The following is a 14,688-nucleotide window of genomic DNA, read 5'->3' as shown; positions in this document are numbered from 1 at the left end:
GGGTCACATCGCTTCCTGAGGAGAGGAGGGGGCACGCGGCGGCTCACCGCCTGGGGGGAGATCCGACAGCAGGGCGCGCACTTCGGCGCGGGTGGACAGGGCCATGAGCCCGAGCAGCGCCGCGAGGATCTCCAGGGTGTAGACGAGGCCGGTGTAGCCCTGGAGGATGACGGCGGTGGTGGGCACCACGAGCGTGGCGGCCCAGACGGCGGCCAGCCGGGAGGTGCGCTCCTGGGGGTAGAGGCGCCGGGCGTAGAGCACCACGGCGGCGCCCATTCCCCCGGTGGCCAGGACATAGGCCACATAGAAGTTCATGAAGGCGGCGAGGTAGGCGAGCAGCACGAAGTAGAAGCCATACGCGGCGGCGAAGAGGTAGGCCTCGTAGATGGCGAGGGGCCGCCGGTGGTGGAGGCTGAAGGCGGCCAGCAGCGCCATCAATCCGAGGAAGGGCACCCAGGCGCGGCGGGCCATGGTGGAGATGAGCTCGTCATAGGCCTCCACCGAGGGGAGGATGACGCCCAGGCTCACCCCGGACTCGAGCGACTGGAAGGCCCAGTCGAGCGCCACGGTGCCGCGGCTGGTCTCCACCTTGCTGGCGGCGAGGACCTGGGGTGGATAGTCGTAGTTCTCGCCGCCCGTCACGTTCAGCTGCAGACGCACGTCGTGGGCGGGCAGGGAGGGGTCCAGCTTGTACAGGAAGGAGTCGAGGCCCCGGGCGCGGTAGCGGATGGAGAAGCGGCGCGTGGCGCCCTGGGGGATGCGGCCCGTCCAGACGAGCCGGTTGCCGGACTCGCCCATGTCCAGGTCCGCCTCGGCCCCATCCACGAGGAAGCTCAAGTCGGACAGGAGCACCTGGGACTTGTCCATCTCGATGGGGAAGATGAAGGCCACGTCGATGTCATGGCCCTCGCGGTTGACGGCGGCGTAGTCGGCCGAGAGGTTGAAGTCGAAGCCGGAGAAGTAGCGCAGGCCTCGCTTGCGGTAGTTCATCTCCGCCTGCACCTGCACGTGCTGTTGAGCGAAGGGCAGGGGCTTGAGCTCGGTGAAGAGGGTGCCGCTCTGCACGTAGCGCAGCGAGGGCGCGGGCTGCACGACGGGGGCACCCCAGCGCTCCATGACGCCGCGCTCCAGCTCCGAGCTGGCGAAGTCCGTCCGGTCCACCATCTGGCCGGAGATGACGGCGGTGGCGAAGAGGACGATGGCGAGGCTGCCGAGGACGTGGTGCCGGATGAGCCACGCGCCGGCGCGCCGGGCGAGGCTTGGGGCCGGTCGCGGAGGAGGAGGAGGAGGCGTGTCGAGGATCATGGAGCCGGAGAGTGGACCTCCGGCGTGCAACCCGGATGGGGGAGCGGTGCACCCGCCGAGGAATGTTCGTGCAGAATTCGTGGCGGCGCGGCCTGAGGCGGACACGGAATTCGCCGCCGGCCGCTGGTGGCTCCTGGCGAGGCGCGGAGCGGCTTGGGCTCAACCCTCGACGGCGCAGAACTCGACGTTGACGTCCGTGTAGTAGAGCGACGTCCCACCATGCTGGAAGGCGGTGTTGGAGTCGCAATTGCACTCCCAACGGCCGACCTCGGTGAGCTTCGCCGGCTCCGCGTAGAAGATCCGCTCGAACTGCTTGTGGTTGCATGCCGGGAGCATGTCCGTCCGCGTGGCGAGGTCCGTCTGCTCGTCCATGGGCGCCTCGACACCGCCACAGCCCACGAGCCAGCCGGCACCCACCAGTGCGACGATCCTTGTCATCTTCATGTATGGCGTCCTTGTTGGATTCCCGAATTGTTTGTGTGCATGGGGTATCCACCGAGGAAGGTAATACATTTTTGGCGCGCGCCTGCCTCGGCTCCAGTCCTTCAGTCGGGTGTTTCTAGTTAATCTTGATTTGATGGGGTAGAGCGGTGTATCAAGCGGAGGGCCTCCGCCGCCACTCCTCGTCGATCGTCATCGCGTGGCCCGCCTTCTTTGGTGTGCGTCAACGATGTCGAACTCGGGGAGAGAGTGACTCATGAAGATCGACCGATGGGCCCGGTGGGCGCCTGTCTTCGCCATGACCTTGACGGCGTGGGGGGTGTGCCGCCCCACGGCGGCCCTGGCGGCTGGACTCTCCTGGCCCGCGAATCAGGTGCTCCCGTCCTTCACCGCGCCCGCGGCGACGCTGGACGTGATGGACCTGACCGCCGCCAGTCAGGACGACGCAGCGCTCTTCACGACCCTCAAGGGGCTCGTCAACAGGACCCAGCCCCGCATCTTCACGTACGACACCGCCGTGCGCGGCCAGGATGGCCGGTACGGTTGGCTCAACTCCCTGGGGCTTGGCTACACGGACGTCGCCGACAACTGGAGCCTCCTGAGCAAGTACAGGAGCGAGGTCGCGGGCATCGTCGTCTACGACACCGCGGTGCCCGACACGCTGAACCTGGCCACCACCATCGCGGGTCTGGGCAATGGCGTCGTCGCTTCCCCGGCACTGGTCGCCCGACTGACGTCCGCGCCCTACAACCTGCCCATCCTGGTGGATCTGCGCGGCCGGTTCACGACGAAGCTCCAGGTCTACCAGTACCTGTACGACAACTACTGGTCCCAGGTGACGCACCGGGTGCTCATCGGGCTCGCGCCGGACATCAAGGGCTTCCTGCGCGACTACGCCACGGCCACGAAGATGGCCGTCGTGTGGTTGGATCCACGGGTCGCCGCGGAGGATTCGCTGCTCAGGAAGTTCCTGGTGGCCATGCCCTACGGCAGCGGGGGCATCTACATGGGCTGGTGGCCGGAAGAAGCCTCGGGCGTCCAGCGCGTCTCCGAATACGGCATCTCCACGGTGGCCAGTGACTTCGCCTCGAACCTGACGGTGTTCGGCGGCACGTCCCGGGCGGTGAGCGTCAAACCCGTTCCCAACAAGCCCCCCCTGAACAACAAGATCTACATCACGCTCATCCTGAGCGATGGGGACAACCTCCAATATGTGGAGCACCTCTTCAAGAAGTTCTGGGACAGCCCCGCCCGGGGACAGGTGCCCATCGGGTGGACCATCTCACCCGCCATGCTGGATGCCATGCCCGGCGTGCTCAACTACCTGCATGCCACCGCCACGCCCAATGACAACCTCATCTCGGGCCCGACCGGACTGGGCTACACCTATCCCAACTACTGGGGGAACGCGTCCCATCTGGACAACTACGTGACGCTGACCGGCGACTACATGAACCGCTCGGGGTTGAAGGTCCTCACCGTGTGGAACAAGATCGACGGGGCCACGAACACCAACGTGGGAAATTCCTTCGCCTACAACGCGCCGTCCCTGTTGGGGCTGACCGCGCAGAACGCGGGCGGCGGCATCACCGTGTACAACAACGTCATGCCGAGCCAGGGCCTCAATGCCACGTACTGCCCCACGGAGAGCTCGATGATCTCGGAGATCAACAAAGCCATCTCCGGCTGGAACGGCACGTCTCCCCGGTTCGTCAGCATCCAGGCCAATCCGTGGGAGGGCAACAGCGTCCAGAGCTTCGTCAACGTGGTGAACACCTTCAAGGGCAACGGCAACATCGTCTTTGTCAGGCCTGACAACTACTTCCAGCTCATGCGCGAGTCCTACCTCCTGCCCACGGACCCCTCCACGGTGGTGAAGACGTACGAGGCGGAGACGACGAGCTATGCCGCCTCGCCCTTCTCGCACACGGTTGGCCGGTCGAGCGACAATGGCTGGACGGCCAACGTCTCCCAGGACAACGCCGGCATGATGCTCTACGGCCCCTATGTCACGACCTTCCCGGCCGGGCCGCTCTCCACCACGTTCAAGATGAAGATCGACGTCAACACCGGCAACAACGATCACGTCGTGACGCTCGACATCCGGGATGCCACCACGGGGCTCGTGTTGACGTCGTTCGATGTCTACCGCCACCAGTTCAAGGCCGCTGGCGTCTACCAGGACTTCAGCCTGACCTATGAGAACGTCGCCGGCCATCAACTCGAGTTCCGGGCCGACTACAAGGACAAGGCGGCCATCAACATCGACAAGGTCACCACCACGACCCGCCTCGGCCAGTACGAGGCGGAAGGGGCCGTGGTGGCGCATCACGCCGGACGCTCGAGCGGCGACGGCTGGCAGGCCTCGCCCTCGCTCGACGCGGCCGGGCACATGGTCTACGGCCCCTATGACGCCCAGGTGCCAGTGGGCCCCCGGAAGGTGACGTTCCGGGTGAAGACGGACAACAACTCGCTCGGCGCCCAGGTGGTCGCGACCGTGGACGTGAGGGACAACACCACGGGGGCCGTTCTGGCCAGCATGGACCTGACGTCTCAACAGTTCTCCGCCGCCCACCAGTACCAGGACTTCCGCCTGGGCTTCCAGCAGACGGCGCTCAACCGCGTGCTCGAATACCGGGTCCACTTCCCCAGGACCGCGACGATCACCGTCGACAGGATCATGCTCCACTGAGCATGGAACACGCCGTGTCGGCCGGGGCGAAGCCGCGGAGGGTTGTCTCCGCTTCGCGGATCACATGCAGGGCGGTGGCGACATCCTCGGTCCCGTCCACCTGGCGGAGGGCCTCGTTGAACGCCCGGCCCGCGTGTGTCTGTCCCACGAAGTCCTCGAGGAAGTGAGGGACGCCGGCCACCACCGGGAGCGCCGGCTCCGGATGGGCGAGCAGCATTTCTACCGGCACCAGCCTGATGGAGTTCGTGCGCCTGGGCGTCTCGTTCAGCATCGTCCGGCACTGCGCCTCCACCAACGCCCCCAGCTCCGCCTCGGCTCGAGGCGGCAGGGCGAGCGCCGAGGCGAGGCTCGTGGTCAGCATCTCCCCGAGCGCTCCCGCGTCATGGAGCCAGTGCGAGGGCGGAAACCGCGCGCGCAGGGCCTCGGCCGTATCCCGGAGGAAGCGACGCTCCAGCTCGCCCGCGTCCGGTGCGCTCCGGCCGAGCCACTCCAGCCGGTCCACCAGGAAGGCGAGGAAGGTGCGGACCTGCCGCAGGCAGCGCAGCACCTCACACCCAACGACGGGCCGGGAGTCCGCCGGGTCCAGCGACACGGGCAGCTTGCCCGGCGCGGCGAGCACCCCGAGGAAGGGGCCTCCAAAGATGACGGGGGTCTCCAGATCCAGGAACCGGCCATCCGCGGTGAAGTTGTTGTGGAAGGAGCCCCAGTAGACGCCCGCGTGGAAGAACCGCTCGAAATGGTGGACCAGCCGCTCGGTGGCGCGCTCCAGCTGCCGTGCGATCACCTCCGGGGTGAGGTCGCCAGGGCGCGGTTGCGGCTCGGAGGGGCCACCCAGGTACCGGGCCATCCTCAGGAAAAGCTCGATGAGGAACGGGGCTCCGCACCGCCATTGCGAGAGCGCCCAGGCGAAGTTGGACATGCGCGCGAACCCCGCCTCCTTGACGGTGATGGCCTGAAGCCGCCGATCCACTGGGGCGAGGTGGTGCGTCTCCCAGCCGGGAAGGAGCGACGCGACGTAGCGCTCGGCCTCCGGTGGCAACGGCGCGAGGAGCAACCCCTCGCACCGCACGAGGGTCTCGCCCGCCTGGCGCCCTTCCAGATAGCAGCTCGCGAGGTACTCCCTCGCGGCGGCGGAGGGCAGCAGGTGCCCGCTGTTGTGGTAGCCGTCCTCGGAGTCGCTCCAGTTCGCCGCGAGCAGGGTGCGGCCCACGCCCTTCAGGTACTTGCCGGCGTGGACGCCCGCCCGGCCCGCGCCCAGCCGGCGGGCCACGTTGTTGTCCGCGTTGGTCTGGAGGTCCGCGTACAAGAGTTCCGCCTCCCGCCGCGGCGGCGCCGAGAATCCGAAGGGGCCGATGCGGCCCAGGTCGACCTGGACGGCGTACCGGGCATGGCGCGCGTGTAACGGGGTGAACCGCGCGGGCGCGACCGGAACGGGGACCATCCAGGGGTCCGCCGGGTGGCTGGAAGGGTTTGGGTGGCTCGAGGACAAGGTCTACTCCTCCGGGGGCTCCGGGCGGTCCGCTAATTGAGGACGAACAAATCCCGTGGCTCGGCTCCCACGGGGGCAACGCGCTCCGCCTGCTCGATGAGCCGCGACACTTCTGCGTGCTCCTCACGCTTGAACGCACGCGCGATGGCCCGCCGGGTCTCCTGGGACACGCTGTCGAAGTCCGTGGCCGAGACGCGCTGCAGGGCGTGGTAGCGCGAGCTCTCGGGAGAGGGCACGGCTTCTGGCGGAAGTGGGACGACGTTGGCGTTCACGAAGCGGAAGTCGGGCTGGCGCTCCCTCGGGCTCGTGGGAGGCTCATTCCGGAAGCGGAGCACGAGCCCGCTGTCCGAGTCCTCCTTGATCTTGGCGAACATCACGAGTCCCAGCTCGTGCATCAGCTGCTGCTTCCACTTCTCCTGGACGGAGACCGGGGCGGCCAGCTTCTGGGGCTCATAGGCAATCTCCTCGGCGGCCAGGAAGGACAGCCAGAGCCGGGCGTACTCGCGCTGAGTGGCGCCGTAACTCAGCTCGTGCGCGAGCCACTTGCGGATCTGCGGGCTCCTGCGCAGGTCCTGCACGCTGAAGCCATTGAAGACTCCCGAGCAATAGAACCGGGCGAGTTGGCCGAAGAAGCCGGGGCGCTGCGCGTCCCAGGCCGGGCAGAACCGGCGGTACTCGGAGACGTTGCGCTCGTGATAGCTGACCGTGAGGGTCGTGATCGTGGTGCCCATCGGTATCTGCTCGGCGAGGTGGATGGTCGACAAGAACCAGTAGTCGAGCGCGACCGCGGCGGCCTCCGTCAGCAGATGACAGAAGACGAAGTCCTCGATGTTGTCGCGGAGGATGGGGCCGGTAGCGAACCGGACCCAGGGGGCGAGCACGGCGATGACCTCCGCGGACCAGCAGTGCAGGTAGTCGTGGGCGGCGAACAGCACCTCCCGGACGAGGTTGTCGTTGTCGTTGAAGTCCCGGGTGGAGCCGTGCGGAGCGGCGAGCCAGTGCGAGAGGGCCGAGTTCTTCGCGTAGAAGATGCCGCGCAGGAAGGGGTTGAAGCCCGCCAGGGACACCGGAACGATGCCCTCGTAGTACCACCGCTGGTCGATGGCGCGCGGCACGAACCGCACCAATGGATCCGAGAGCATCCGGCGCACGATGGGCAGCCGCACGAGAGACTCGGGATGGGGCTCGGAAGGAGTGAAGACGGGAGCAGCGCTGAGCATGAGGGGGGACCTGCCATGGGCAGCGGCGCGGTCAGGTGCCGCCGCTCCTCGAGGATGACGGAGGGGAACTGGCCCGCGGGAGAGGGGCTCGCCAAGACGAAGCCCCTCTCCCGGTGCCAGAGGGATCAACCCACGACGATCTTGTTCCCCTTGTTGTCCTCGAGCTCAATCGAGCCGCCCGAGACCAGGGCGAGATCCTCCAGGGACAACTGCTTGCCTTCCAGAGCCTCCTGCTCCGTCGGGTGCTTCACGTCCTGCGACTGGGTCTCATCCATCTTCTGATTCATGACTGACTCCCTACGGCTCTGGCGCATGGGTCTCGGGGAGTGAGCGCGGCGCCATCACGGCCACTCATCTACGATGGAATGCGGAGTGGCTGTTTGTGATGGTGCGAAGGTGCCGCGCCGGAAGAAATCGCCGATGCCGAGCGATGGGGATCGGAGAGGGCGGGTCCTCTGTCTCCCCGGTCGCCAACCAGGCACGAGCCTCGAGCCGCACCAGGAACGCAGCGCCGAGCACGGGGATGGAAATGCCACGAGGTGGTGGCACGCTCAGGCGCCACCACCTCGCTTGGGTGCCAGTGACCGATGGGGAACTGGCCCGTGGGGGAGGGGCCCGCCATGCGAAGCGCCTCCCCCCGGTGCCAGGGGGCTCAACCCACTTCGATCCGGTTGTTGCAGCTGTCCTCGAGCAGAATCTTGCCGCCCGAGACCAGGGCCAGATCCTCGAGGGTCAGCTGCTTGCCCTCCAGGGACTGCTGCTCCGCCGAGTGCTTCGCGTCCTGCGACTGGGTCTGCTCCATCTTGCTATTCATGGCTGGACTCCTACGGACCTGGCGCCTGGGTTGTGATGAGTGAGCGCAGCGCCAACGCGGCCACTCATCCACGATGGAGGGAGGCCAGGCCATTTGTGATGGCCGGTCAGGTGCTCCGCCTTCTTCCTTGTGGTGTATACGTGGGGGGTGCCAGACGAACCGACGATGGAGCCCACTTCCCCGCGCGTCGACGAGGGCCGGAACCGGCGCCTCCGGCCCCTCTTCATGGCGACCGGTTTCGTGTGTGTCGGCCTGGGGATGCTCGGCGCGTTCCTGCCGCTGCTGCCCGCGACGCCCTTCCTGCTCCTGGCGTTGTGGGCGTTCTCGCGCAGCTCGCCCCGCTTCCATCACTGGCTGTACACGCACCCGCGCTTCGGGCCCCGGCTCCAGGAATGGACCCAGTACGGCACCGTGCCGGTGAAGGTGAAGGCGAGCGCGATCTCCGCCATGGGGGTGAGCTTCGCGCTCATGGCCTTCGTCCTGCGGGTGAAGTGGCCCGTGCTGGCTGTCTCCGGGTCACTGATGCTCATCGGGGCGGCCTACATTCTCAGCCGCCCCAGCCGTCCACCCGGCTGAGTGCGCCTAGAGGACTCGCTCCATCCGGAAGTTGCGCAGCACCTCCCCGGCGACGGGCACGTCCTGGGCCGCGATGACCGTGAAGCCGCGGCGCTCGAAGAACGGCCGGGCGGTGAGGCTGGCCTCGGTGTACAGACGCCCGAGGCCCGCCGCCTTCGCGCGGCCCAGGATGTGGTCGAACAGGGCCGAGGCGACACCCCGTCCCTGATGGTCCGCGTGGACGAACAGCATGTCGATGTGGCCGTCCGGTTCCAGGTCGCTGAAGCCGGCGGGTTGGCCGCCCACCTCGGCGACGAAGGTCGGCCTGGCGGCCAGGCGCTCGAGCCAGCGCGCCCGGTCCATCCGCCCGGCCCAGGCGCGCACCTGGGCCTCGGTGTAGTCGCGCCGTGCCACCTGGATCACCGCGGTGCGGAACAGGGCCATCAGGGCGTCCACGTCCGTGGGGCGGTAGTCACGCACGGCAATGGTGGTGGAGGTCCGGTCCATGGGTCAGCGGCAGTTCGGGAAGTAGTCGGCATTCACCGCGGCCGCTCGCGTCCAGGAGTCGGCCCCCTTGCGAATGGACCCGGCCTTCACCGCTTTCAACAGGGCCGACAGATACGCCATTTTGAAGCAACTGGCCTTCGCCTTGTCATCACCCGTGCGCGAGTCCTTGCACCACTTCTTCCCGATTCCCTCCAGGAGCGCCCGGCTCAGCTCCTTCCCCGGCTGGAACAGCGCATCCAGCTCCTTGCCAATGATATACACCGGGCGGTGTTGTCCTTCCGGGAGCAGCTTTGAAGTCTTGCGCGCGAGCTGCGAGGACTCCAGCCGCTGCCCGATGGCGGCCATGCAGCGGGTGAAGCTCTCCTCTTCCTTCAGGCAGTTCGCCTTGTCCTTGCCCATCTCCTCGGAGAGGACGTTGATGCCCACGGCATCATCACTGACGCTTTGGATGTCGCCGCTCGGCTCTCCGGTGGCGAACTGCACCGAAACGCCTCCGATCTCCAGGATCGAGAAGGGAGCCTTCTCCGCCGTGGGCTGTGTGGCCAGCCAGGCCAGCTCACCCTCCGTCTTCCCCGAGATGATCTCCACCTGTTGGACGTGTCTGGCGAGGCGCTCCCGCAGCTCCCGCATCTTGCGCTCCCCCTGCATTCCCTTCTGGCGGAAGCCCCCTGTGCCCAGCAGCACCACACGGGTCGGCGCCAGGGCCGTGATCCGTTCACCCAGCTCCTGTTCCGCCATCTTCACGTCCATGTCCGCCAGGGCTCCGAGCGTGGAATCCTTCTTCTGCTCCTGCGCCTTGGGGGGAGTGAGCTGACAGCCCTGGGGACCCCGCGCCACCTCGTAGAGCAGGAGCCGGGTGCCAGAAGAGCCCGCGTCGATGACGAGGTGCTCGAAGGGGGGCTGGGCACACTGGCAGCTGGAGGCCTTCTCCGGGAGCGCCGTCCGCCACTGGCCCGTCCAGTACTCATTCTGGGTGGAGCAGGTCGAGGGGCACTTGTCCTGGGCGTCGGGGCCGTCACGAAGGAGCTCCGTCTCCACGTCATGCGAGCTGGCCTCGGCCCGTTGTCCGAGGACGAGCGCCGCCGACACCGCGAGTGACAGCGCGCCGAACCGCCTCTTCATGGTCTCTCTCCTGGCATGAGCGCGTAGGATTATCGCGTCAGGGGCCGGCGGATCCACGGCCCCGACGTGAATCAGCCCATGCTCTGGTGAGGGTGTCGTGGGCCTTGCGCAGGGACGGAGAGAACCATGAGGTTGGATGTTTTCTCGGAGATGCAGTACCCGAAGGAGCTGTGGGGCGACGGGGGGCACGAGCAACGGCTGATCCAGGAGACCCTGGCGCAGGCGAGGCTGGCCGACGAGCTGGGCTACGGGGTGTGGTGGCAGGTGGAGCACCATGGGGCGGTGGAGTTCAGCTACAGCTCGGCCCCCGAGCTGATGCTGACGGCCATCGCCATGGGCACGAAGAACCTGCACGTGGGCCATGCGTCGGTGCTGGCTCCCTCGCGGTTCAACCACCCGATCCGTGTCGCCGAGCGCGCGGCCTTTCTCGATCACCTGAGCCGGGGGCGCTGCCAGCTGGGCCTCGCGCGGAGCACCGTCCCCGAGTGGCGCACCTTCAACATCCACCCGGACTCGACACGGGGGCAGTTGCAGCAGGCCTTCGAGATGATTCCGAAGATGTGGACCCGGGAGGCGTTCTCCTGGGACAGCCCCGACTTCCAGATCAAGAACCTCAACATCGTCCCCAAGCCGTACCGCCGGCCCCACCCGCCGCTGTGGCAGGCCTGCTCCAGCCCGGCCTCGTTCGAGCAGGCGGGGCGCAACGGCGTGGGGGCGCTGGGGGTGACGCTGTGGGCCTCGCTGGAGGAGGCCGCGGAGATGATCCACCTCTACCGGGAAGCGCTGCGCACCCGGTGCGAGCCGGTGGGCGAGTTCGTGAACGACCAGGTGGCCTTCTTCACCTTCGTGCACTGCGCGGACAGCGAGCAGGAGGCCATGGAGAACGGCGCGGCGAGGGCGGCGGCCTGGTACACGAGCGGCTCCTTCACCTTCTTCGAGGCGAAGGATCAATTCGTCAAGACGGCCGCCGAGCTCGAGGCGCTGGCGAAGGATCCCGCCGGCGGAGGGCTGACGGGCCAGTACGTGCGCAAGAAGGATCCGAACGCCCCCCAGTCCCGGGCCCAGCGGTTGCTCGGCCGGGTGATGTCGAACGAGGCCGTGCCGGACCAGGAGATCTGGGAGGTGCTCAGCGAGCAGGAGTCGCTGATCGTCGGCACGAAGGATCAGGTGCGCCGGAGGATGAAGCGCTACGAGGCGCTCGGCATCGACGCCCTGATGTCCTTCCACCAGGTCGGTGCCCTCCGGCATGAACAGGTCATGAAGAGCCTGCGCCTCACGGGCGAGCTGATTCCGGAGTTCAGCGCGCCGCGGGTGCCTTGACGTCAGCCCACGACCGCGGTGGCTTCGATCTCGACGAGGACACCCGGCTCGAAGAGCACGGAGACTCCGATCAGCGAGGCAGGCGCCGGCACGATCTTCAACTCCTCGGCGACCTGCTCGATGCCGGCGAGGAAGTCGGGGAGCATCTCGCGCTTCCAGTCGACCACATAGAACGTCAGCCGGACGATGTCGCTGCACGTCGCCCCGGCAGCCGCGAGGGCAATGGCGACGTTGCGGTAGGCCTGCGCCACCTGTCCAGCCAGGTCACCGCGCGCGACGAGTTGGCCATTCGCGTCATACGCGACCTGCCCGGCGATGTGCACCTGCCGGGTGCCGGTGGCAATCGCCACCTGTCGGTATCGGAGCGCGTCGGTATTCAGGAGTCCTTCGGGGTTGAGCAGGGTCACGGGCATGGGAGATCTCCAGTTGAAGGGGTGCTTGCCGGACTCGTATACCGAGCCCATTGACGAACGGACGTCCCCATTCCGGCGACCAGGACTCCACAAAGGAAAGCCACCCATGAAGCGCGCCAACCTGGATGAGATCTTCGCCTTCATGTCCGTCGTGGACGCGGGCAGCTTCGTGGGCGGCGGCCGGGCCATCGGCCTGACGCGCTCGGCGGCTGGCAAGGCCTTGGCCCGGCTGGAATCCCGCCTCGGGGTGCGTCTGCTCAATCGCACGACGCGCCACCTGAGCCTCACCGACGATGGCCGTGTCTTCCATGAGCATTGCATGAAAGTCCTGGCGGCCCTGGACGAAGCGGAGGCCAGCGTCGGGCAGCGCACGGGCACCCCCCGGGGCGTCCTGCGGCTCACCGTGCCCGACGCCTTCGGCAGACTGCATGTCCTTCCCTTGTTGCGGGACTATCTGCGGACCTGGCCCGAGGTGCAGGCGGAGGTGAGCTTCACCGACAGCGTCGCGGATATCATCGAGGAGGGTTATGACCTGGCCGTGCGCATCGATGCCTCCAGCACCGATACGCGCCTGATTTCCCGGCTCGTGGCTCAACACCGGGCGATCGTCTGCGCCGCGCCCTCCTACCTCGAGGCGCGCGGTGAACCCGAAACACCGGAGGAACTCGCGGCGCATGATTGTCTGATATTCAGCAGCCGGACGCGACGACAGAGCTGGCGTCTGCGCCAGAAGGGTGGCCCCTGGGTGAAGGTGGAGGGGCGCGGCCGTCTTCGGCTCGACAGTGGCGAGGCGATCCGGGACGCGGCCGTCGCGGGACTGGGCATCGCCTATCTTCCCGGCTTCCTGGTCGACGAAGATCTGGCGAGTGGGCGGCTCAAGGCGCTGCTGCCGTCTTGCGAGCAGGTGGACGTGCCGATCATGGCCATCTACCCAAGCAAACGTCACCTGCCGGCGAAGGTGCGGCGCTTCATCGATCTGATGGTCGAGCGATGGAGCGCGAAGCCGCGCTAATCCAATCGTTCAGCGTGTCAGGAGAAACCTGGGCGTTCAATTCTTCTTACGAATACGGCTTTTCTGGAGTATTTATCTTTCGCTTGCCTGCCATGGCAGGTTTTCTTGCCCCCCGAGAAAACAAGAAAGACATCCTCCATGAAACATTTCAAGCACGGGTTCCTGGTGCGTCCCTTCGTGGGCGCGGTGATGTGTACGCTCACGCTCGCGGCGGGCTGCGGCCCGGCGACGGAGCAGGCCGCGGAGAAGGGCGCGCTCGGAGAGAAGAAGAGCGAGGTCGTCTATGGCACGGACGATCGGCTGGACGTCTACGCCCACCCGGACGCCACGCTGCGCGCGCGGGCACAGCAGTCCACCGTGGCGCTGATGCATCCCCCGCTCATCGACGCGACGGATCCCAACCACGTCGTCTTCACCGGCCAGACGCTGGGCGAAGGCCGCAACCTCTGCACCACCGAGCGCTTCCGGGATGACCCGCGGGCGGCCTTCTGCTCCGGCACGCTCATCGACGATGATCTGGTGCTCACCGCGGCCCACTGTGTCCCCACCCCCGAGGAGTGCGCCAACACCCGCTTCGTCTTCAACTTCTACCGGACCGCGGAGGGCCAGCTGCAGCAGGTCACCACGCAGGACATCTTCCGCTGCACCGCCATCGTGGCGCATGAGCTGAGCTGGTACATGGACTACTCCATCCTGCGCCTGGACCGGCCGGCCACGCCGCGCTTCACCCCGGCACCGGTCCGCAAGGGCAACACCCCGCTGGCCGTCGGGCAGAAGCTGGCCGTCATCGGCAGCAGCAGCGCCATCCCCTTCAAGATCGCCTCCGGTGGCACGGTGCGCGACGCGAACGAGAACTCGCTGGACTACCTGGTGTCCACCACGGACACCTTCGCGGGCAACTCGGGCTCGGCCGTGTACGAGATGGACAACTACACGGTGGCGAGCATCGCCGTGCGCGGTGACGCGGACTATGTCGCCAACGGGACCTGCAACGTGGTGAACACGTGCCCCGAGACGGGCTGCACCGGCGAGCACAGCACCTACGTCTACAACGCCATCCGCACCTTGTGCGCCGCGACCAGCAACGCCAGCCCTCGGCTGTGCGCCGACATGCCGCCCCAGAACCGCCCGGCCACCTCGTTCACCTACTTCACGGGCGAGACCAACAATGCCCAACAGAACACGACGGACAAGGTGATCAGTCTCTCCGCGGGTGATGTGGTGGAAGTGGGCACCTGCACCCTGCCGGGCGCCTACGCCGCCGGTGACACCTCGCTGCGCCTCTCCGACGCACAAGGCACCCAGATCGCCGCCAACTCGTGTTACTTCAAGCACAGGGTGGGGGCCTCGGGCGACTACACCATTCGCGCCGGCTGCACCAACAGCGATCTCTGCGGTGGCGTCGTGGTGTGGAAGGTGACCCCGAACGCCAACCTCGTCCGGGGCACGTTCTCCTTCAACCTCACCAACACCAGCAGCGGCACGCGCAACACCGCCAACCACAACGTGACGCTGTCGTATGGCCAGACCCTCGATGTGGGCACCTGCGGCGTGGAGGGCGCCTCTGGCGTCGGTGACACCATCCTGCGGGTGCACGAGGCGTCGGGCTCGGTGGCGGCCGAGAACGACGACACCTTCGGCACCTGCGGGAGCCTCTCGCACGTCGTCTACCGCGTGAACGTGTTGGGCCAGAACATGCCGCATCAAATCCGTGTCGGCTGCTTCCGCGACACGAGCTGCAGCGGTACGGCCTCCTACGTCATCTACTGAGGAAGTGAGGACGCGGTGCTCGCTCCCG

General features: G+C 67.1%; 14 protein-coding genes. 5 read left to right on the top strand and 9 right to left on the bottom strand.

Annotated features, from left to right (window positions below):
* Positions 1-3 precede the first annotated feature (3 nt).
* Both F0U63_RS24705 and F0U63_RS24700 read right to left on the bottom strand, forming a co-directional pair.
* Positions 4-1,305, bottom strand: coding sequence for a hypothetical protein (locus tag F0U63_RS24705; RefSeq protein ID WP_395832987.1), 1,302 nt, complete (start codon positions 1,303-1,305; stop codon positions 4-6).
* A 159-nt stretch (positions 1,306-1,464) separates the two neighbouring features.
* Positions 1,465-1,749 carry a hypothetical protein gene (locus F0U63_RS24700; protein WP_395832985.1) on the bottom strand — a complete coding sequence of 95 codons (285 nt, stop codon included), beginning with the start codon at positions 1,747-1,749 and terminating at the stop codon, positions 1,465-1,467.
* A 253-nt stretch (positions 1,750-2,002) separates the two neighbouring features.
* Here F0U63_RS24700 and F0U63_RS24695 point away from each other — a divergent pair, with 253 nt between their 5' ends.
* A complete protein-coding gene (locus F0U63_RS24695) occupies positions 2,003-4,438 on the top strand; it encodes a hypothetical protein (protein ID WP_395832983.1) in 2,436 nt (811 codons plus the stop codon).
* Here the strand turns inward: F0U63_RS24695 and F0U63_RS24690 are convergent.
* The 4 genes from F0U63_RS24690 to F0U63_RS24675 form a co-directional block, all read right to left on the bottom strand.
* Positions 4,425-5,879 (bottom strand): hypothetical protein, encoded by a 1,455-nt coding sequence (locus F0U63_RS24690; RefSeq protein ID WP_395832981.1) that lies wholly within the window; start codon positions 5,877-5,879, stop codon positions 4,425-4,427. The genes F0U63_RS24695 and F0U63_RS24690 overlap by 14 nt on opposite strands.
* An 80-nt stretch (positions 5,880-5,959) precedes the next feature.
* On the bottom strand, positions 5,960-7,147 hold the full coding sequence (locus F0U63_RS24685; protein WP_395832979.1) for a hypothetical protein: 1,188 nt from the start codon (positions 7,145-7,147) through the stop codon (positions 5,960-5,962).
* 125 nt (positions 7,148-7,272) lie between these two features.
* Positions 7,273-7,434, bottom strand: a complete 162-nt coding sequence (locus F0U63_RS24680) for a hypothetical protein (RefSeq protein ID WP_395832977.1) — start codon at positions 7,432-7,434, stop codon at positions 7,273-7,275.
* Between the two features lie 365 nt (positions 7,435-7,799).
* Entirely contained in the window at positions 7,800-7,961 is a 162-nt protein-coding gene (locus F0U63_RS24675; protein WP_395832975.1) for a hypothetical protein, read from the bottom strand.
* 165 nt (positions 7,962-8,126) lie between these two features.
* Here F0U63_RS24675 and F0U63_RS24670 point away from each other — a divergent pair, with 165 nt between their 5' ends.
* Positions 8,127-8,537, top strand: a complete 411-nt coding sequence (locus F0U63_RS24670) for a YbaN family protein (protein ID WP_395832973.1) — start codon at positions 8,127-8,129, stop codon at positions 8,535-8,537.
* Between the two features lie 6 nt (positions 8,538-8,543).
* On the opposite strand, the gene F0U63_RS24665 is transcribed toward F0U63_RS24670, so the two are convergent.
* The gene (locus tag F0U63_RS24665; protein WP_395832971.1) at positions 8,544-9,023 is read right to left on the bottom strand and encodes a GNAT family N-acetyltransferase; all 480 of its coding nucleotides are present in this window, start codon (positions 9,021-9,023) and stop codon (positions 8,544-8,546) included.
* A 3-nt stretch (positions 9,024-9,026) separates the two neighbouring features.
* Complete coding sequence (locus F0U63_RS24660) at positions 9,027-10,145, bottom strand: mannan-binding protein (protein WP_395832969.1); 1,119 nt, start codon at positions 10,143-10,145, stop codon at positions 9,027-9,029.
* Between the two features lie 126 nt (positions 10,146-10,271).
* Here F0U63_RS24660 and F0U63_RS24655 point away from each other — a divergent pair, with 126 nt between their 5' ends.
* Positions 10,272-11,465, top strand: coding sequence for an LLM class flavin-dependent oxidoreductase (locus F0U63_RS24655; RefSeq protein WP_395832967.1), 1,194 nt, complete (start codon positions 10,272-10,274; stop codon positions 11,463-11,465).
* Positions 11,466-11,467: 2 nt separating this feature from the next.
* On the opposite strand, the gene F0U63_RS24650 is transcribed toward F0U63_RS24655, so the two are convergent.
* On the bottom strand, positions 11,468-11,878 hold the full coding sequence (locus F0U63_RS24650) for a RidA family protein (protein ID WP_395832965.1): 411 nt from the start codon (positions 11,876-11,878) through the stop codon (positions 11,468-11,470).
* Between the two features lie 106 nt (positions 11,879-11,984).
* Between F0U63_RS24650 and F0U63_RS24645 the strand changes: the two genes are divergently transcribed.
* Positions 11,985-12,890, top strand: a complete 906-nt coding sequence (locus F0U63_RS24645) for a LysR family transcriptional regulator (protein ID WP_395832963.1) — start codon at positions 11,985-11,987, stop codon at positions 12,888-12,890.
* A gap of 138 nt (positions 12,891-13,028) precedes the next feature.
* Entirely contained in the window at positions 13,029-14,660 is a 1,632-nt protein-coding gene (locus F0U63_RS24640) for a trypsin-like serine peptidase (protein ID WP_395832961.1), read from the top strand.
* Positions 14,661-14,688: the final 28 nt, after the last annotated feature.

The organism is Cystobacter fuscus (assembly GCF_044360685.1).
GTDB classification, from domain to species: Bacteria; Myxococcota; Myxococcia; order Myxococcales; family Myxococcaceae; genus Cystobacter; species Cystobacter fuscus_C.
This window is presented reverse-complemented; position numbering and strand designations above follow the sequence as displayed.